Source organism: Anaeromyxobacter sp. SG64 (assembly GCF_022690745.1).
GTDB lineage: Bacteria > Myxococcota > Myxococcia > Myxococcales > Anaeromyxobacteraceae > Anaeromyxobacter > Anaeromyxobacter soli.
This window is the reverse complement of record NZ_JALCZB010000006.1, coordinates 82,762-102,766: the sequence shown is the minus strand read 5'-3', so window position 1 is coordinate 102,766 and position 20,005 is coordinate 82,762. Positions and strand designations below refer to the sequence as shown.

The window sequence follows — 20,005 nt, the reverse complement described above, 5'->3', positions numbered from 1 at the left end:
GAGGGCGCCCTAGCCCTTCTTCGCGGCCTGCTTGCCGAAGAAGTGGTTGTAGGCCATGCGGAAGTCGACGTTGGTGTCGGCCTGCCAGCGGGCGGCGCGCTGCGCGAACTTGCGCTGCGACTCGAGCACCTTCTTGAACATCGGGTTCTCGGCGGCGCGCTTGTCCATCACCTCGTTCCAGATCTCGAGCTGCCGCTTCAGGACCGCGTCGGGCGTCTTGTAGAACTTCACGGCCTGCTTCTGCTGCATCTCCAGGTAGTCCGCGGAGTAGCGGTCGATCGCCTTCCACGACATGTCCGCCGAGGCGGCCTGGACGGCGTAGGAGACGATGTTGCGGAGGTCCTGCGGGAGCGCCTTGTACTTGGCGCCGTTGAACAGGACCTCGAACTGCTCCGAGCACTGATGGAAGCTCTGGAGCATGCAGATCTTGGAGACGTCGGGGAACCCGAGCGCCCGGTCCGACGAGGCGTTGTTGAACTCGGCCGCGTCGAGCAGGCCACGGTCCATCGCGGGCACGATCTCGGCGCCGGGCAGCGCGTTCACCGCCGCGCCCAGCCCGGTGAAGATGTCGATGGAGAGGCCGACCGTCCGGAACTTCAGCCCCTTCATGTCGTCGACCTTGGCGACCGGCTTCTTGAACCAGCCGAGCGGCTGCGTGGGCATCGGCCCGTACAGCATGGAGACGACGTCGAGGTTCAGGGACTTGTAGACCTCCTCCATGAGGTCCTTGCCGCCGCCGTAGTAGTGCCAGGCGAGCAGCATGTTCGGATCCATCCCGAACGCCGGGCCCGAGCCCCACAGCGCGAGGGCGGTGTTCTTCCCGTACCAGTAGGCGACGACGCCGTGGCCGCCGTCGAGCGTGCCCTTCCCGACGGCGTCGAGCAGGTCGAACGCCTTCACCACGGCGCCCGCGGGCAGCACCTCGATCTTGAGGCGGCCTCCCGACATCTCGTTCACCTTCTTCGCGAAGTCGAGGGCGTACTCGTGGAAGATGTCCTTCGTCGGCCACGTGCTCTGGAACCGCAGCGTGGTCGGAGCCTGCGCGACGTGGATGGTCGGGCCGGCCGCGACCGCCGCTCCGGCCGCGCCGAGCGCCGCCCTCCGGAGGAAGTCACGCCGCGTACGCTGCACCTTCGCCTCGGGCGCCGAGCCCTTCGCGTTCTTCTTCATGCCTGCGCTCCTTCTGCCGTGAGCCGGGGTAGGTGGGCTGCTGCAGAGGACTTCGTTGGAAGCGCGTCGAGCGGGCGGCAAGGCATCGGCGGGGCGTGCTGAACGGATTCCGTGCCGCGGCGCGGCCGGCTCCGGATGTGACGGCGAGCGCACATCCACGGCTTGCCGACGACACGGTGCGTCAGGTCATCGACACCACCGGGCGCCCCGACCTAGGCCCGAGCGGAAGAACCTCGGCGCGTCCATCGTTGAGCGGGAGTGCGGGCGTTCGCGGGTTCCGGAGGCCCTCAGCCGGAGCGCGCGGCGCGCGGCGTTTTGCCGCGCAAACGGTGGGGCCGACGCCCTGGCGTCCGCCCCCGCGAAGGAGTGGCGTGATAGCTTCCGGCCGCATGCTCCGCACCCGCTTCCACGCCCGGGCGATCGCAGCCGCGCTGCTCTTCTCGGCGGCGTGCGGCACCACCGAGGTCGCCTCACCTCCCTCCCCCACCACGCCCGGAACGCCGACGAGCGAGGGCACCGGCGGCTCGGTGGGCACGGTCGGGGGCAGCGTGACCGCGCGGGGCGGCGGCCTCGTCGTGGCGGTCCCGGCGGGCGCGATCGGGTCCCCGCTCGACATCACCATCACCGAGATCACGAACCACGCGCCGCACGGCACGGGGACGGCCTACCGGCTCGGCCCCGAGGGCACGAAGTTCTCCGCCCCCGTGGCGCTCATCTTCAAGGTCGATCCCGACGTCTCGGTGTTCGACCTCGGCATCGCGACGCAGGACGCGTCGGGCTACTGGGTCAAGGTCCCCGGCGTCCGCCGCGACCCGGTCGCGCACACCCTCGTCGCCACCACCACGCACTTCAGCGACTGGGCGGTCGTCCCCGCCCCCTCGACGCGCGATCTCTCCGGCGTCTACAACATCACGTCCACCCGCGACGGCGTCACCGCCCACGGCATCTCGCAGCTCCACTTCGAGGACGGCAGCGCGAGCGCGAGCTACTACCTGCAGACCGGCCGGATCACCGCCGACTCGCCCATCACCATCCCGGGCGCCACCTGCAGCCCGACGACCGCGACGCAGGACGTCGGGCCGAACATCACGGAGATCCTCTCGAGCCCCGCGAGCTTCCGCTGGGGCGCGAGCGCCGTCTGGGACACCGCGTGCACGACGGGCACCGGCAGCCAGGTGCCGGGCTTCTCGTACGTCGTCTTCGACAGCTTCGGGATCAACTATCTCCAGTGCGGGCGGTCGTACCTCGAGACGCCCCTCATCCAGACCGACGAGGTGCGCGGGCGGTACCGCATCGACTGCGGCAGCCAGGGCACCATCGACGCCGACTGGCACTTCCAGCGCTGCTACGCCGGGGAGACCTGCCAGACCGCGAACCCCTGCAAGACCGCCGCGATCAGCTGCGACGCGGGCCTCCCCCAGTGCATCGAGAACGGCAACGTCACGAACGGCACGGTCTGCGACGTCAATCCGACCGCGCCTTACGAGGTCTGCGGCGACGGCGTCTGCAACGTCTGCCGGCTCGACTCGGCCTGCACGCCGACCAACCCGTGCCACGTGGGCCGGATCACCTGTGACACGGGTTTCGAGGTCTGCACGGACACCCTGGCGCTCGTCGCGAACGGCACGACGTGCGACGTGAATCCGTCCGCCCCGGAGGTCTGCTACCAGGGCTCCTGCGTCGCCTGCACCGCGGGCGTGGTCTGCGCGACGAACCCGAACAAGTGCGTCGCCGGCACGACCTCCTGCGCCACCGGCCAGGAGGTCTGCGTCGACACGACGACCGCGATCGCCAACGGGACGACCTGCGGGACGAACCAGGTCTGCTTCAACTCCACGTGCGTGGCCTGCACGGCCGGCACGGCCTGCGCGACGAACCCCAACAAGTGCGTCGCCGGCACGACCTCCTGCGCCACCGGCCAGGAGGTCTGCGTCGACACGGCGACCGCGATCGCCAACGGGACGACCTGCGGGACGAACCAGGTCTGCTACAACTCCGCGTGCGTCGCCTGCACGGCCGGCACGGCCTGCGCGACGAACCCCAACAAGTGCGTCGCCGGCACGACCTCCTGCGCCACGGGCCAGGAGGTCTGCGTCGACACCACCACGACCATCGCGAACGGCACGACCTGCGGCACGGATCAGGTCTGCTTCAGCGGCACGTGCACCGCCTGCGCGGCGGGCGGCGCCTGCACGACGAACCCGAACCCCTGCGTCACCGGCGCGTTCTCCTGCGCCACCGGGCAGCAGACCTGCGAGAACACGGCGACGAGCATCGCCGCGGGCACGACCTGCGGCACGAACCAGGTGTGCAACGGCAGCGGCACCTGCATCGCCTGCACGGCGAGCCTGGCCTGCTCGACCAACGCGAACCCCTGCGTCGCTGGCACGACCTCGTGCTCGACGGGCGCGCAGACCTGCGAGAACACCGCCACGAACCTGGCGAACGGCACCGCCTGCGGCACGAACCAGGTCTGTAACGGGGGGACGTGCACCGCCTGCACCGCGGGCACCGCCTGCTCGGATAACCCGAACAAGTGCGTCGCGGGCGTGACCGACTGCTCGACCGGAACCCGCGCCTGCATCGACACGACGACGATCATCGCGAACGGCACGACCTGCGACGTGAACCCGAGCGTCCCGGAGGTCTGCTTCAACGGGACGTGCAGCGCCTGCACCGCGGGCCTCGCCTGCACGGCGAACCCGGGCGCGGCGTGCCTCACGGGCGTGACGTCCTGCTCGACCGGCACCGAAACCTGCGTCGACTCGACGCCCAAGACGAACGGGACGATCTGCGGCACGGATCTCGTCTGCAACGGGGGCACCTGCGTCGCCTGCGCCGCCGGCGGCGCGTGCTCGACGAACCCGGACGTGGCCTGCCACGACGGCGTCTTCTCGTGCAGCACGGGCACGCAGGCCTGCGTCGACGGCGCGGCCAAGGCGAACGGCACGACCTGCGGCACGAACCTGGTCTGCAACGGCGGGGCGTGCTCCGCCTGCACCGCCGGCACCGCCTGCGTCGGGAACCCGGATCCCGCCTGCCACGACGGCGTCACCTCCTGCGCCACCGGCGCCTCGGCGTGCGTCGACGGAGCGGCGAAGGCGAACGGCACCTCCTGCGGCACGAACCTCGTGTGCAGCGCCGGCGTGTGCTCGGCCTGCACGGCAAGCCTCGCCTGCACCACCAACCCGGACCCGGCCTGCCACGACGGCGTCACCTCGTGCGCCACCGGCACCCAGACCTGCATCGACGGCGCCGCGAAGACGAACGGCACCACGTGCGGCTCGAACCTGGTCTGCAACGGCGGGGCGTGCAGCGCCTGCACGGCCAACGCCGCCTGCAACTACAACCCGAGCTCCGCGTGCCTCACGGGCATCACCTCCTGCTCGACGGGGAGCGAGACCTGCCTCGACTCGACGGCCAAGCCCAACGGGACGAGCTGCGGCACGAACCAGGTGTGCAACGGCGGCGTGTGCGCCTCCTGCACGGCGGGCCTCTCCTGCAGCACGAACCCGACGCCGTGCATCCTCGGCGTGACCTCCTGCGCGACGGGCGTGCAGACGTGCGACGACACCGCTCCGGCCCAGCCCGCCCCGAACGGCACCACCTGCGACGTGAACACGAGCGTGCCCGAGGTCTGCCTGAACGGAACGTGCAACGCCTGCACGGCCGGCAGCGCCTGCTCGACGAACTCGAACCCCTGCGTCACCGGCGTCACCTCGTGTGCGACGGGCCAGCAGACCTGTGAGAACACCACCACGCCGATCGCGAACGGCACGACCTGCGGGACGAACCAGGTCTGCAACGCCGGCGCCTGCACCGCCTGCACCGCCGGCACCGCCTGCACCTCGAACCCCGGCGCCGCGTGCCTCACGGGCGTCACCTCCTGCTCGACGGGGACCTCGACCTGCGTCGACTCGACGCCGAAGACGGACGGCACGAGCTGCGGGACGAACATGGTCTGCTCGGGCGGCGTGTGCGGCACCTGCACCGCGGGCCTCGACTGCACGACGAACCCGAGCCCGTGCCTCGGTGGGACGACCTCCTGCTCGACCGGCACGCAGGCCTGCCTGGACGATCCGACGAAGCCGAAGGCGAACGGCCTCGTCTGCGGCGCGAACCAGGTCTGCAGCGGCGGCGTGTGCTCCGCGTGCACCGCGGGGCTCTCCTGCTCCGGGAACCCGAACGCCTGCCTCGCCGGCACGACCTCCTGCTCCACCGGGACGTCCACCTGCGTGGACTCGACGACGGTCCTCGCGAACGGGACGAGCTGCGGCACGAACCTCTTCTGCAGCGCGGGCGTCTGCTCGCCCTGCACCGCGGGCGTCGCCTGCACGACGAACCCGGACCCGTGCCTCACCGGCACGACCTCGTGCTCCACGGGGACGTCCACCTGCGTGAACACGGCCACCGCCGAGCCGAACGGCACGCTCTGCGGCACGAACCTCGTCTGCAACGGCGGCGCCTGCACCGCGTGCACGGCGAACCAAACCTGCGCGACGAACCCCAACAGGTGCCGGGCCGGCACGACCTCCTGCACCACCGGCACCGAGGCCTGCGTCGACAGCGCGACCGTCCTCGCGAACGGGACGACCTGCGGCGTGAACGAGGTGTGCAACGGCGGCGTCTGCTCGACCTGCACGGCGAACCTGCCCTGCGGCACGAACCCGAACCCGTGCGTCGACGGCACGACCTCCTGCTCGACCGGCACCCAGAGCTGCGTGGACACCGCGACGCCGAAGTCGAACGGGACGACCTGCGGCACGAACCTCGTCTGCAACGGCGGCGTGTGCAGCTCGTGCGTCGCCGGCACCGACTGCACGCCCGCGGGCGCCTGCGTCGTGTCGCAGACCTCCTGCTCGACCGGCACCCAGACCTGCGTCGCGACCCCCACGCAGCTCGCGAACGGCACGACCTGCGGCACGAACCAGGTCTGCAGCGGCGGCACCTGCACCGCGTGCACCGCCGGGGCGGCCTGCTCGACCAACACGAACTCGTGCGTCGCGGGCACGACGTCGTGCTCGACCGGCAGCCAGACCTGCGAGAACAGCACGACGAACCTCGCGAACGGCACGAGCTGCGGCACGAACCAGGTCTGCAACGCGGGCGCCTGCGTGGCCTGCGCCGCTGGCGGCGCGTGCTCCACGAACCCGAACCCCTGCGTCGACGGCACCGAGTCCTGCGCGACGGGGGCCCTGACCTGCGCCGACACGAGCACCGTGAAGGCGAACGGCACCTCCTGCGGCACCGACAAGGTGTGCAGCGCAGGGAGCTGCGTGGCGTGCGTCGCGGGCGCCGCGTGCACCACCAACTCGAACGTCTGCGTCGCCGGCGTCACCTCGTGCGCGACGGGCAGCCAGACCTGCGAGAACGGCACGGTCGCGACGAACGAGGGCGCCGCCTGCGGGACGGATCTCGTCTGCAAGGCGGGAGCGTGCCTCCGCGTCGTCACCGGCACGCGGCTCGTGACGCGCTGGACCACCGGCGCCGGCTGCTCGGTCGCCTCCCCGTGCCAGACCACGACGGTCGCGCCCGACGTGGTCTCGCTCACCGCGCAGGTCGAGGCCATCGGGCCGGACGGCACCCGCTACCCCGGCTCGTTCTCGCCGTCGGGCTCGTTCTCCATCTCGGGCGTGCCCCCCGGCGCCTACACCCTCGCGTTCACGGACGGCGCCGGCGTCACGCACTTCTACGAGACGTCGGCCACCTCCTTCGACCTCGGCTACGACGTGCTCGGCCGCGAGGCCACCGCCGCGAGCGCCCCGACCCCCGTGACCCTCACCGTGTCCGGTCTCTCCGGCTGGATCGACAGCGACGAGGTGCAGCTCGCCGCGCCCGACGTCGACGTCTGGGACGCGCCGATCTCCGGCACGGAGCTCGTCGCCGGCGAGGTCGGCGGGAGCGTCGTGGAGGACTGGTCTTCGAGCTCGATCGGGCGAGCCCTGAACCTCGTCGGCGCGACGGACGCCGTGTGGGTGCACCAGCTCGCGACGTCCACGGTGACGAGCGGGATCCGCGCGTTCGCCTACCAGGCCATGACCCGCTACGGCGCGACGACCTTCGGCGCCGACCTGACGAACGGCGTCGCCGCGAGCCTCACCGCGCCGCTCGGCACGACCACGCAGACGGGGACGCTCACGATCGACTGGCGCACGAGCCAGTTCGAGGCGCTGCTCGCGTCCATGGGCCCGGGCGCCCAGCCTGCCGCGAACCCGCACGCGCTCCTGGTCCGCACGCACCCCTACGCCCTCGCGAGCCCCGCCCCGGTCGCCGCCGGCGGCGTGCTCGAGCTGTTCCGCCTCGTCCAGCCCGCCGCCACCGCCGACGTGGATCTCACGGCGCTCACGCCGCCCATCGTCTACGGCCGGTACCTGGACCCGGCGCTCTGGTCGGAGTCGCGGGTGGCCTCGTTCACGGCGCGCGTGAGCTACACCGCCCCCGGCGCGGCCACCTCGCTCGACGCGCTCGCGACGGTGTCCCGGCGCGAGCCCATGCTGCCCGCGCCTCCCTCGCCCATCGTCCCCGCGGTCGGCCCCGTCCAGGCGCCGCTCGTGAACGGGCTCGACGCGCTCGGCACCCTCGGCGCCGTCGGCGCGACGCCGACGATCGGGTGGTCCGCCCCGCTGGTGGGCACGCCCTCGAGCTACGGCGTCACGCTCCGTGAGCTCTACGCGAGCGGTACTGCGAGCGCCACGCGCGTCGTCGCGACGTGGGCCGTCGCCGGTCGCTCGATCACGCTCCCGGCCGGCCTCCTCGTCGCGAACCGGACGTACTACGTCGAGATCACCGCCTTCGCGCGCACCGCCGAGCAGTTCGACACCGCGCCCAACCGCTCCTCCAACGTGGGGAGCGACGCGACGACGCTGACCTCGACGTTCTCGCCGTAAACGGCCGATCAAGCTTCGCGAACAGGCGAGCGAACGGGTGAGCATCACCGGCGGAAGTGGGGCGTAGGGGTTCGGAGGCCGGGAGCACGCGAGCGGCGAGCGTCGCTCTCGCCGCGCGGGCATGCGAACCGGACCTCCGGTTTGATGTTCGGCTAACTCCGGGCCGCCGTAGCGTCACGACGCCCACATCCCCAGCTGCATGACGGGACGCAGAGGCGCCACGTCGGTGCGCGAGAGCGATGTCGGCCCGTCGCCCGCATCGCGGCGAAAGCGGTCCATGTGTTCGCGCCCAAAGGTTTTCTCAGCGTGAAGCAGGTTGTGAGCTCGGCAGGCGAGCCGGAGGTTGTCGATCGTCGACAGTCCCCCGAGGGCGGCGGGTTGGATGTGGTCGAGCTCGAGCCTCCAGCGGCTGTTGCAGCGACAGCCGTCCGGGCCGACCCACGCGCAGCGCCCGCCATCGCGCGTCCACACCGCGCGGCGCACTATCGCCGGGATCGTGGTCCTCGCAGCCGGCGGCTTCGCCGCGGTCTTCTTCGTCGCGGCGGCATTCGTCGTCCCGGCCTGCTTCGCTTCCTTCGTCTTCCGCTCCGGCGCGACAGCGCCTTTGCGCTTGCCGTGCTTTTCGATCGCGCAGCGGATCGCCTCGTGGAGCACCGCCGCGAGGTCGCCGTCCGGGACCTTGTGCGACAGAAGCGACCGGAGCGTCTCGAGGTCCTCCTTGCAGGCGCGGTCGAGGGTGACCCGGAGCGACCAGTGGCTCTCCGAGACGGCGAGCGTCTCGGCCTTGCGCTTCGGCTGTGCGACGGGGGGCGGTGGCGCCGGCAGCGCGCCGGCCGCGGGTCCCGGTTCGAGGGTCGGCTTCGCGGTGCCGGGCTCGGTCGCCGTCTCGGCCTGCCCTGCATCGGAAGCCGGGAGCTGCAGCGCTGCGCTTCCCGCGGCGGGCGCGCGCTCGGCCAGCTTGCGGAGGCCAGCGCGCGGAGCGGTTCGCGCCTGGATGGAGACGACGAGCTGCTCGACCTCGGCGCGCGTCCGGAAGGCGGCGCGAGCGAGGAGGTCGTCCACGTTCTCCTCGGTGAGCACCTGGCCGAGAAGCGCCACCGTGGATAGGCACAAGCGCCCATCGCGCAGCGGAGCCTCGAGGCTCGGGAAGCGGCGCAAGACCCGCATGGCCTGGATGCGCCGGCCGGCGGCGCCTTCCCGCAGGTGGAGCGCCTCCAGGCAATAGGCCCAGAGGGACGCATGGCCGACCTCGACGAAGGCGCGGCGCCGATCAAACTCGTCGAGGTGCAGGAGAAAGTCGACCTGGACGTTCCGTTCCTCTCCGGCGAGCTCGCGCAGGCGCAGGGCGAGGACGTTCGATTCGAGAGCAGCGGGGGCGAGCGCGGACATGGGGTGACCTCCAGTACACCCTTCGTAACACGCGATTTCCGGAGCTCCCGAGACGCTCCAGGCTCGCGCCTGCGCGGCGTTCTCCGCTGCACCCTCGTCGGAGCCTCAAACCGATCGGCGCGCGCTTCCCGCGCGAGGTACGTGCGCGAGAGCGACCCTCCCGCGCCTACTCATATGCCGAGCGCGATCGAGGCGAGAAGGCGTCAATGGGAATGTTTCACCCACCGCAACTGGGACGCCGCCCTGAGCGCGAGCGACGCTGCGAAGTTCCGGTGGACTATCGCTGGCGATAGTTGTGACTCTACGTGAACTGCGCGGCGACTCACGCGACGCCCCGGTCCGTGCGCCGGCGCGATCTCCGGAACATGGCCGAAACGCGTGAGTCGCGGCACCGAAGGGGGATCGCGAATCACGGACTGTCGTTTACGCGCGATGCGACCGCCGGCCGCGTGCCCCTCCGGGCCGGCGTCCGCACGGGGGCTCGCACGGACGTCCGCCCCGCTCCCACCTTGGCTCCATGCCGTGGGAGCTCCTCCTCGCCGTCGCGTGCCTCTCGTCGGGACTCGCCTGGGCCTCGCTGGCGGCGCGCCGGGCGGGGGAGATCCGGGGTCTGGCCCTTCACTCCCTGTTCGGGGGCGCCGCGGCGTTCGGCTTCGCCGTGATCGCCTACGACCTCCTGGACGGGGCGGGCGTGCGGCTCGAGTGGGAGCGGCTCTCCCACGCCGGGCTCGCCTCCGCCGCGCCCCTCGCGGGGGTCATCGGCCTCGTGGAGGAGGGCGCGAAGCTCGCGGGGCTGCTCCTCGTCGTGGAGCGCGGCTGGCGAACGCGGAGCGTGATGGGCGCCGCGGTCGGCGTCTCGGCCGGGTTCGCGGCGCTCGAGGCGCTCACCACGCTCCAGGGCTGGGACTCGCCGGTCGCGCTCGCGCGGGTGGCGCTCGGCCCGGCCGCGCACGCGCTGCTCGCGCTCCCCCTCGCCCTCGGCGTCGCTGCGTTCGCGCGCGACGCGCGCCGCGCCTGGGGCTCCCTCGCGGGCGGGCTCGCCCTGTCCGCGGCGCTGCACGCGGCGGGAGACCTCAGCCTCGCGTCCGACGCGGGGAAGCTCGGCTACGGCGCGGCGCTCCTCGCGGCGCCGCTGTGGCTCTACCTCCGCGCGCGCCTCCCTCCGCGCGCCGCCCAGGCGCCGGTGCCGGTCGCGCGCTGAACGACGAAGCGGGGGCTGCGCTCACTGCCCGGCGGCCACGTAGGCCGCGACCTCTCGCCAGACGTGCTCGAACTGCGGCCGGTCGAAGCCGCTGCCGCTCGTGAGCCAGTCGAAGTGCGGCGGCACGCGCGTCGGGTGGTGGAAGTGGCCGATGACGTCGAGGTGATCGGCCCAGGCCGCGTGGATGACGTCGCCCCGGACCTGGCTCAGGGTCGGGACCATCCCGTCGTTCGCGCGCGCGTCGGTGCGCCACCCGTACGCGCGGCGCAGGACGGCGGCCTGGGCGCGGGTGAGCCGCGGCTGGTGGGCGGCGGGCGTGCGGGAGGCGACGCGGTAGAGCGCCACGTACACCGCGTGCGTCGTCTGCGCGTAGGGGTCGAGGCCCGCGCCGAGGGCGGAGCGGATCCCCGGCGGCCGCGCCCGCGTCACCACGCAGCCGTAGCGCACCCCCGGGCGGTCGTGCGTCGCCGCGTTGAACACGTCCATCGCGCCTGGGGTGATCTGGCCCACCAGGTCCTGGTCCTTGCCGAGGCTCGCGAAGAACGACTCGATCTCCTCGCGGCGATCGCGCGAGAAGTCCGCGAGGAGATCCTTCAGGAGCTGGTCGACGAGGCTGCCCGGCGCCGCGTCGCGACGCCGGAGGATCCGGGCGACGCGCAGCCCGAGGCCGATGGGGAGCCGGCCCGCCCGGATCACGTAGATGGTCAGGACGGAGAGGAGCCGCAGCAGCTGCTGGCCGAGGAGGCTGTTGAAGAGGTGCGCGACGGGCGTGCCGTGGTGCGGGGCCGAGACGGTCACGACGGTGCGGATCGCGCGCGCGCAGCGCTCGACGTCGACGGGCGACGGGAGCGACACGTCGGGCGTGACGACGAGGCGCGCGTCGAGGCCGCCGCTCGAGTGGCCGATCACGCTGACGCTGCCGCCCTTCTCGTCGAGGAGCTCGTCGATGGACTCGACGAGCCGGGCCGCCCGGACCCGCAGGGAGGCGGTGGGGATCGTCCTCACCACCCGGACCTCGCCGCGGACCCCGAGGGCGGGCCCGATCTCGGACAGGTACTCGCGGACGTGGCCGAAGTAGGCGAAGTCGCCGAGGCTCGCGAACCCGAAGAAGCCCGGGACCAGCATGAGGTGATGCGGCCCGTTCACCGGGGAAATCTAGCCCCCGCGCGGCCGCCTCCGGACTCCCAGGCGTGGTGCGGCGCGAGCGCACGGGACGAAGCCCCGATCGAGCCGGGCCCGTCACGCACAGACACAGCGGGCCCACGCGAGCGGCTCCAGCTGCACGCGATCCGCACCAGGAGGCCTCGAGCTCGTCTCGCGCGACCGACTTCACGTCGCGCGGCCCGCTGCTCGACGAGCCTCTCGCGGGCGGAGGTCCGCGAGGACTCAGACGAGCACGTCGCGCAGCGAGGCGTCACGATCGAAGACGGCGCGCGCGTACGGGCAGATCGGCACGAAGCGCGTCCCGCTCGCGCGCGCCCAGCTCACGGCCGCGTCCACGAGCTTCCGGGCCACCCCCTGCCCCCGCAGCGCGTCGTTCACCTCGGTGTGCTCGATCACGGCGCGATCTCCGCCCTCGCGCGCGTACGAGAGCTCCGCCATGCGCCGCCCGCCCTGCTCGACGTAGAACGCGCCGCGGCCGCCCTGCTCCTCGTGCCGCACGTCGAGCCCGCCCGCCTCGAGGTTCTCCTCGCTCATGCAGGTGGAGCGTAAGGAGCGATCCGGACGGATGCACGCCGGGAAACGGGGACACGGGCGAGCGGCCCGCGGGCACGAGCTCCCCCGCCCACGAGGCCCCGCGGCGCGCCGCTCTCCGTGGCGGGATCTCACGCCGCCGACGTGACCAATCACCGCGGCAGGACCGCCTCGACCCGCGAGCCGCATTGCCACGCGCGATGCCCGGAGCCGCCACGTCTCATGATCAGCGCACGCCCCAGATTCGCGGGACGGCACGGAATGTGACGGCGACCCACCCCCCGGGTATCATCCGCCCTACACCTGGAGCGGAGGTGTTCCGACGTGCGCAGCGATGGGGGCACCGCAGCGGACGGACTCGTGGACGCGCTCTTCGAGCAGGCCGGGGTCGGCCTGTGCCTCGTGAGCGCCGCGGGCAAGGTGGTCCGCACCAACCCGGAGTGGCTCCGCGTCACCGGCCACCTCGCCGACGAGGCGATCGGGCGCGAGGTGGCGGAGCTCCTCCCCTGGGACCGCGCGCTCACGCGGGCGCTGTGCGAGCCGCTCGCCGCGGGCGAGCGGCGGGAGCTGCCGCGCCGCCCGCGCATCGTGAACGGCCGCGAGGCGTGGTGGGAGGGGCGCGTCACCGCGGTCCCGCTCGAGGGCGGTACCGGCCGGCTCCTCGCGCTGCGCGACGTCACCGCCGAGGCGGCGCCGGGACCCGGCCGCGACGGCGCCCGCTACCGTCGCCTCTTCGACGAGCTGCGCGAGCACGTCCTCATCTACACGGTGGTGCGGGACGGGGCGGGCCGCGTCCTCGACTGGGTGCTCTCGGACGCGAACCGCGAGGCGCTCCGGCTCCTCGGCGCGCCGCTCCAGGAGGTCACCGGCCGGCGCGCGAGCGAGCTCTTCGGCGCGGACGTGATCGCGGACGTCCTCGAGGCCTCGCGGGAGGTCATGACGAGCGGCCGCGGCAGCTCGTTCGAGCGCCGCTTCGCGTGGGACGGGCGCCACTACCTCACCTCGCTCTTCCCGCTCGACCACTGGCACCTCGTCCAGGCCGGCGTCGACACCACGGAGCGCGTCGCCGCCGAGGAGGCGCTCCGCGCGGAGGACCGGCGCAAGAGCGAGTTCATCGCGATGCTCTCCCACGAGCTGCGCAACCCGCTCGCGCCGGTGCGCACCGCGCTCGCCGTCCTCGATCGCGCCGTGCCGGGAGGCCCGGAGGCCACCCGCGCGCGCGAGGTCATCCGCCGGCAGAGCGATCACCTCTCGAGGCTCGTGGACGATCTCCTCGACGTGACGCGCGTCGCGCACGGGAAGATCCAGCTCCGGCGCGAGCGCGTCGACCTCGCGGCGCTCGCGCGCCAGACCGCGGCCGATCACGCGGACCTGCTCGCCGCGCACGGCGTCGCGCTCCGGATCGACGGCGGCCACGCGCCGCTCCACGTGGACGGCGATCCGACCCGCCTCGCCCAGGCGATCGGGAACCTGCTCGCGAACGCGGAGAAGTTCACTCACGGCGGCGGCAGCGTGACGGTGGCGCTGCGGCGCGAGGCCGACCGGGCGCTCCTCTCGATCTCCGACGACGGCGAGGGCATCGACCCGGCGCTCCTGCCGCGCCTGTTCGTCCCGTTCGTGCAGGCGGACGGCGGGCTCGACCGCGCGCGCGGCGGGCTCGGGCTCGGGCTCTACCTCGTGCGATCACTCGTCGAGCTGCACGGCGGATCGGTCGAGGTCACGAGCGCCGGCGCGGGGCGCGGGGCGCAGTTCACCCTGGCGCTGCCGCTCGCGGCCGAGGACGCCCCCAGGGCGGAGCCTCGGCGCGACCCGCTCGCGCTCGGCCGGCCACGGCGCGTGCTCGTCATCGAGGACAACGCCGACGCGGCCGAGATGCTGCGCGACCTGCTCTCGGGCGCGGCCCACGAGGTCGCGGTCGCGCCGGATGGGCGGGCCGGCATCGCGCTGGCTCGCGCGACCCGGCCGGATCTCGTCCTGTGCGACATCGGCCTGCCGCTCGTGGACGGCTACGAGGTGGCCCGCGCGCTGCGCGGCGATCCGGAGCTCGCCACCACGCTCCTCGTCGCCCTCTCCGGCTACGCGCTGCCGGACGACGTCGAGAAGGCGGCGCGGGCCGGGTTCGACCGCCACCTCGCGAAGCCCGTCTCGCTCGAGGATCTCGGCGCGGTCCTCGCCGCCTCCGCGCGCGGCGCCTGAGGAGCCCCGCGCGACGGCGCGGCGGGCTCCTCCCGCCCGGCCGCCCGGCCGCTCCAGGCGGGTCGCGCGCGAGGAGAGGCGTCCCACCCGGAAATCGGTTAAACCGGGGGCCCGAACCGTTCGAGGGTCCCCATGAACGTCGCCTTCACCGAGCACCTCCGCGCCCAGCTCCGCCAGCTCGAGGCCGACGGCCTCCTCAAGCGCGAGCGGGTCATCACCACGCCGCAGGGCGCCTGGGTCGAGGCGGACGGCCGGCGCGTCGTGAACCTCTGCGCCAACAACTACCTCGGCCTCGCCGGCCGGCCCGAGCTCGTGAAGGCCGCCCAGGAGGCGCTGCCGCGCCACGGCTTCGGCCTCTCCTCGGTCCGCTTCATCTGCGGCACGCAGGACGTGCACAAGGAGCTCGAGGGGCGCATCGCCCGGTTCCTCGGCTTCGAGGACGCGATCCTGTTCTCGTCGTGCTTCGACGCGAACGGCGGCGTGTTCGAGGCGCTGCTCGGCGAGGAGGACGCGGTCGTCTCCGACGCGCTCAACCACGCCTCCATCATCGACGGCATCCGCCTGTGCAAGGCCCGCCGCTACCGCTACGCGAACGGCGACATGGCGGATCTCGAGGCGAAGCTCGCCGAGGCCGAGGCCGGGGGCGCGCGCTTCAAGCTCGTCGTGACCGACGGCGTGTTCTCGATGGATGGGTACCTCGCCAAGCTGCCGGCGATCTGCGAGGCCGCCGAGCGGCACGGCGCGCTCGTCATGGTCGACGACAGCCACGCGGTGGGGTTCATCGGCGAGAAGGGGCGCGGCACGCCCGAGCACTTCGGCGTGATGGGCCGGGTGGACCTCGTCACCGGCACGCTCGGCAAGGCGCTCGGCGGCGCGTCGGGCGGGTACGTGGCCGGCACGCGCGAGGTGGTGGAGTGGCTCCGCCAGAAGGCGCGGCCGTACCTCTTCTCGAACACGCTCGCGCCGGTGATCGCGGCGGTGAGCCTCGAGGTGCTCGACCTCGTGGAGCGGAGCGACGACCTCCGCCGCCGGCTCCGCGAGAACGCCGCGTACTTCCGCGCCGAGCTGACGAGGCTCGGCTTCGAGCTCCTCCCGGGCGAGCACCCGATCATCCCGGTGATGCTGCACGAGGCGCCGCTGGCGCAGGAGTTCGCGCGCCGCCTGCTCGACGAGGGGGTCTACGCGATCGGCTTCTTCTTCCCGGTCGTCCCGAAGGGCCAGGCGCGCATCCGCACGCAGATGAGCGCCGCGCACTCGCGGGACGACCTCGACTTCGCCGTCCGCGCGTTCGCGAAGGTCGGTCGCGCGCTCGGCGTCATCCGCGGCTGAGGGCAAGGGGTAGACATCGATGAAGGCGCTGGTGAAGTCGAAGCGGGCCGAGGGCATCTGGATGGTGCAGGACGCGCCCGTGCCGGAGGTGGGCGTCCACGACGTGCGCATCCGCGTCCGCAAGAGCGCGATCTGCGGGACCGACGTCCACATCTACAACTGGGACGAGTGGAGCCAGCGCACGGTCCCGGTGCCGATGATCGTCGGACACGAGTACGTGGGCGTGGTGGACGCGGTGGGCGCCGAGATCGAGGCGTTCAAGCCGGGCGACCGCGTCTCCGGCGAGGGGCACGTCACCTGCGGGTTCTGCCGGAACTGCCGCGCCGGCCGGCGCCACCTCTGCCGGCACACCGTCGGCGTCGGCGTGAACCGGCCCGGCTCGTTCGCCGAGTACGTGGTGATCCCGGCGAGCAACGTCTACCGGATCCCGGACGACATCCCGGACGAGGTGGCCGCGATCTTCGATCCCTACGGCAACGCCACCCACACCGCGCTCTCGTTCGACCTCGTGGGCGAGGACGTGCTCGTCACGGGCGCCGGCCCCATCGGCGTGATGGCGGTCGCGATCGCGCGCCACGTCGGCGCCCGCCACGTCGTCGTCACCGACGTGAACGACTACCGGCTCGAGCTCGCGCGGAAGATGGGCGCGACGCGGGCGGTGAACGTCGCGCGCGAGGACCTGCGCGGCGTGATGAAGGACCTCGGGATGAAGGAGGGGTTCGACGTCGGGCTCGAGATGAGCGGCAACGGGCGCGCGTTCCGGCAGATGCTCGAGGTGATGAACCACGGCGCCCGGCTCGCGCTCCTCGGGATCATGCCCGGGGAGGAGGCCATCGACTGGAGCCAGGTCGTCTTCAAGGGGCTCGTGCTGAAGGGCATCTACGGCCGGGAGATGTTCGAGACCTGGTACAAGATGGTCGCGATGCTGCAGAGCGGGCTCGACATCTCGCCCGTCGTCACGCACCGCTTCCCCATCGACGAGTTCCAGCGCGGCTTCGACGTGATGCGGAGCGGGCAGTCCGGCAAGGTCGTGCTCGACTGGGCCGGGTGAGGGCGCGACCGGCTCCGGGGCTTCACTCGTCGGAGCCGGCGACCACCGCCTCGAGCGGCAGCGGGCGCTAGCCCGCCAGGGGATCCTCGCCCTCCGTCCACGACGGCAGCACGCGGTCCTCGAGCTGGAAGTTCTCGCCGTCGTGCTCGGTGTACACGACGTAGACGCTGCGCTTCGGCACGCGCCAGATCCGCTCGAGCTCGTCCATGATCGCGAGGGCGAGCCGCCGCTTCTGGTCGGCGGTCCGCCCGCGCCGGATGTCCGCGTCCAGGAAGGCGATGCCCCTCTCCGGCTGCTCCGCGCGCCCGAACACGAGGTCGTCCCGGCCGTAGGCGCGGAGGGTGAGGCCGATGTGATCGGTGCCGGTGTCCATGATCCTCGCGAAGTGGCCGACGACGGCCTCCGCGAAGCGCCGCTTCTCCTCGGCGGTGGGGGCGAAGTTCAGGTCGAAGGAGAGGTGGGGCATCGGCGCGCTCCGGGTCGAGGGGGACCGCGACCGTTGGGTAACGGGCAGCGGGCGCGGGGCGACGGCCCAGGTGGGAGCGGGGGGTCCCGGTATGCGAGCTAGGTGAACGCGTCGATCCCCGTGGCCGCCCTCCCCAGCGCCAGCGTGTGAACGTCGTGGGTCCCCTCGTACGTGTAGACCGACTCCAGGTTGGCCATGTGCCGCATGGGCGGGTGGTCGTCGACGATGCCGGCGGCGCCCAGGATCTCCCGGCAGGTCCGCGCCGCGTCGCGCGCCATCCGCACGTTCGCGCGCTTCGCCATCGAGATCTGCGCCGCGGTCGCGCCGCCCTGATCCTCGAGCTCGCCGAGCCGGAGCGCGAGGAGCTGGCCCTTCACGATCCCCTCCCACACGTCCACGAGCTTCTCCTGCACGAGCTGGAACGACGCGATCGGCCGCCCGAACTGGATCCGCTCGCGCGCATAGGCGCGCGCCGACTCGAAGCAGGCGATCGCCGCGCCCACCGCGCCCCAGGCGATCCCGTAGCGCGCCTTCGACAGGCACGAGAGCGGGGCCCGGAGCCCGAGCCCCTCGGTCCCCGGGAGCACGTTCTCGGCGGGGACGCGCACGCCGTCGAGGTGCAGCTCCGAGGTGATCGACGCGCGGAGCGAGAGCTTGCCTTCGACGTTTCGAGCGGTGAACCCGGGCGTGCCCGTCTCCACGAGGAAGCCGCGGATGGCGCGGGCGTCGTCGCCGTCCACCTTGGCCCAGACGAGCGCGACGTCGGCGAGGCTCCCGTTCGTGATCCAGGCCTTCGCGCCGTCGAGGACGTAGGCGTCGCCGTCGCGCACGGCGCGCGTCCGGAGCCCGCCCGGATCGGAGCCGAAGTCCGGCTCGGTCAGCCCGAAGCAGCCGACGATCTCGCCCCGTGCCATGGCCGGGAGGAACCGGGCGCGCTGCGCCTCGGAGCCGTACGCGTGGATGGGGTACATGCAGAGCGCCCCCTGCACCGAGGCGAAGCTGCGGAGCGCCGAGTCACCGCGCTCGAGCTCCTGCATCGCCGCGCCGTAGGCGATCGCCGAGGCGCCCGCGCAGCCGTAGCCCTGGAGCGTCATCCCGAAGATCCCGAGCGCGCCCATCTCGGGGACGAGCTCGAGGGGGAAGGTCCCGGCGCGGAAGTGGCGCTGCACGACCGGCAGGAACCGCTCGTCCACGAACCGGCTCACCGCGCGGCGAACGAGCCGCTCCTCGTCCGACAGCCGGTCCTCTACCTGGAACAGATCGGCGGGGGCTGGTGTTTGGATCTTCATCCCGGCAGCTTGTCGGGGCGCCGCCGCGCCGGTCAAGCGCGGTGTCCCGAACCTCGGGGACCTCCGGAGGCAGACGGCCGGGGCCGGGCCCGGATATCCTGTTCGTTCCCATGTGCGGACCCGACGCCGCCGCGCCCCCGCCGGGCGCCGTGCCCACCCCCCTCCCCGACGCGCGCCGCGCGGCGCCGGAGCAGGTCCGGCGCGAGATCGAGGCCGCGCGCCGGAGCCCCGTGGTGACGGCCGTGCTCGAGGCCGCCGATGGGGCGATCGTGGTGCTCAACGCCCAGCGCCAGATCGTCGCGGCGAACACGCGCGCGCACCTCGCGGGCGGGACCGGAGAGATCTCGGGCCTGCGGATGGGCGAGGCGCTCGGCTGCGTGAACGTGCGCGCCTCCGGGGACTGCGGCGCGTCGCCCGCGTGCCGGCAGTGCGGGGCGCTCGCCGCCATCCTGTGCTCCCAGCGCGAGGCGCGCTCGCTCGAGGCGGAGTGCCTGCTGCGCAGCGAGCTCCCCGGCCGCGCCGCCCTCGAGTTCAACGTCCGCGCGACGCCGCTCCCGGTGGACGGCCACGCCTTCACGGCGGTGTCCCTGCGCGACGTCTCCGCGGAGAAGCGGCGCGACGCCCTCGAGCAGCTCTTCCTGCACGACGTCCTCAACACCGTCGCCGGGCTCCGCGGCTGGGCCGCGCGGCTGCGGCGCGGCACCGTCCAGCCGGCGGCCGCCTTCGAGCGGATGGACCAGCTCACCGCCCAGCTCGAGCGCGAGATCCGCGACCACCGCGCCCTCCTGCTCGCCGAGCGCGGCCTGCTCACCCTCGAGCCCAGGCCGGTGCGCGTCGCGGACCTCCTCGCCGAGCTCGACGCGGTGTTCTCGTTCCACGCCGCGGCGCGCGAGCGGCGGCTCGCGATCGGGGCCCCGCCCGGCGACCTCGTCGTGGAGACCGACGCCGCGCTCCTCCTCCGCGTGCTCGTGAACATGGTCGTGAACGGGCTCGAGGCGAGCCCGCCCGGCGGCGAGGTCGGGGTCTCGTGCAGCGCCGCGGGCGGCGAGGCGACGCTGGAGGTCCACAACGCGGGCGTCATCCCGCCCGAGGTGCGGGCGCGGATCTTCCAGCGCTCGTTCAGCACCAAGGCCGCGCGCGGCCGCGGCCTCGGGACCTACGGCATGAAGCTCCTCGGCGAGCAGGTCCTCGGCGGCGCGGTGTCGTTCCGCTCCGACCCGGAGCGCGGGACGGTGTTCGAGATCCGGCTGCCGCTCCGGCGGCGGTGAGCGAGCGACCACCGCTGGCGATGGCTGCCACCCTGGGTGAACGCGGTGGGCCTCCCGGAAGACG

The 20,005-nt window shown here is 73.0% G+C and carries 12 protein-coding genes; 6 read left to right on the top strand and 6 right to left on the bottom strand.

All coding sequences use genetic code 11. The features are described from left to right. Nucleotides 1–9 precede the first annotated feature (9 nt). The gene (locus tag MNZ29_RS03435; protein WP_242340668.1) at nt 10–1,170 is read right to left on the bottom strand and encodes a TRAP transporter substrate-binding protein; all 1,161 of its coding nucleotides are present in this window, start codon (nt 1,168–1,170) and stop codon (nt 10–12) included. Between the two features lie 389 nt (nt 1,171–1,559). Here MNZ29_RS03435 and MNZ29_RS03430 point away from each other — a divergent pair, with 389 nt between their 5' ends. Continuing rightward, entirely contained in the window at nt 1,560–8,057 is a 6,498-nt protein-coding gene (locus MNZ29_RS03430) for a hypothetical protein (RefSeq protein WP_242352838.1), read from the top strand. A gap of 174 nt (nt 8,058–8,231) precedes the next feature. Here MNZ29_RS03430 and MNZ29_RS03425 read toward each other — a convergent pair whose 3' ends face one another. Beyond that, entirely contained in the window at nt 8,232–9,446 is a 1,215-nt protein-coding gene (locus MNZ29_RS03425) for an HNH endonuclease (RefSeq protein ID WP_242352836.1), read from the bottom strand. Nucleotides 9,447–9,963: 517 nt separating this feature from the next. Between MNZ29_RS03425 and MNZ29_RS03420 the strand changes: the two genes are divergently transcribed. Then, complete coding sequence (locus MNZ29_RS03420) at nt 9,964–10,647, top strand: PrsW family glutamic-type intramembrane protease (RefSeq protein WP_242334799.1); 684 nt, start codon at nt 9,964–9,966, stop codon at nt 10,645–10,647. A 21-nt stretch (nt 10,648–10,668) separates the two neighbouring features. On the opposite strand, the gene MNZ29_RS03415 is transcribed toward MNZ29_RS03420, so the two are convergent. Continuing rightward, nucleotides 10,669–11,793 (bottom strand): triacylglycerol lipase, encoded by a 1,125-nt coding sequence (locus MNZ29_RS03415; RefSeq protein ID WP_242334802.1) that lies wholly within the window; start codon nt 11,791–11,793, stop codon nt 10,669–10,671. 240 nt (nt 11,794–12,033) lie between these two features. Then, nucleotides 12,034–12,345 (bottom strand): GNAT family N-acetyltransferase, encoded by a 312-nt coding sequence (locus MNZ29_RS03410; RefSeq protein WP_242334805.1) that lies wholly within the window; start codon nt 12,343–12,345, stop codon nt 12,034–12,036. A 321-nt stretch (nt 12,346–12,666) separates the two neighbouring features. Here MNZ29_RS03410 and MNZ29_RS03405 point away from each other — a divergent pair, with 321 nt between their 5' ends. From MNZ29_RS03405 to tdh, 3 genes are all read left to right on the top strand, one after another. Next, nucleotides 12,667–14,538, top strand: a complete 1,872-nt coding sequence (locus MNZ29_RS03405; protein WP_242334808.1) for an ATP-binding protein — start codon at nt 12,667–12,669, stop codon at nt 14,536–14,538. Between the two features lie 132 nt (nt 14,539–14,670). Further along, on the top strand, nt 14,671–15,867 hold the full coding sequence (locus MNZ29_RS03400; RefSeq protein WP_242334811.1) for a glycine C-acetyltransferase: 1,197 nt from the start codon (nt 14,671–14,673) through the stop codon (nt 15,865–15,867). A 19-nt stretch (nt 15,868–15,886) separates the two neighbouring features. Further along, nucleotides 15,887–16,918: an L-threonine 3-dehydrogenase gene (gene tdh, locus MNZ29_RS03395; RefSeq protein ID WP_242334814.1), complete on the top strand. Its 1,032-nt coding sequence runs from the start codon at nt 15,887–15,889 to the stop codon at nt 16,916–16,918. 67 nt (nt 16,919–16,985) lie between these two features. On the opposite strand, the gene MNZ29_RS03390 is transcribed toward tdh, so the two are convergent. Together MNZ29_RS03390 and MNZ29_RS03385 are read right to left on the bottom strand one after the other, a co-directional pair. Continuing rightward, a complete protein-coding gene (locus MNZ29_RS03390; RefSeq protein ID WP_242334816.1) occupies nt 16,986–17,384 on the bottom strand; it encodes a tautomerase family protein in 399 nt (132 codons plus the stop codon). A 98-nt stretch (nt 17,385–17,482) separates the two neighbouring features. Beyond that, on the bottom strand, nt 17,483–18,673 hold the full coding sequence (locus MNZ29_RS03385) for an acyl-CoA dehydrogenase family protein (protein ID WP_242334819.1): 1,191 nt from the start codon (nt 18,671–18,673) through the stop codon (nt 17,483–17,485). 110 nt (nt 18,674–18,783) lie between these two features. On the opposite strand from MNZ29_RS03385, the gene MNZ29_RS03380 reads away from it, so the two are divergent. Further along, nucleotides 18,784–19,941, top strand: a complete 1,158-nt coding sequence (locus MNZ29_RS03380) for a sensor histidine kinase KdpD (RefSeq protein WP_242334822.1) — start codon at nt 18,784–18,786, stop codon at nt 19,939–19,941. The last annotated feature ends 64 nt before the right edge of the window (nt 19,942–20,005 follow it).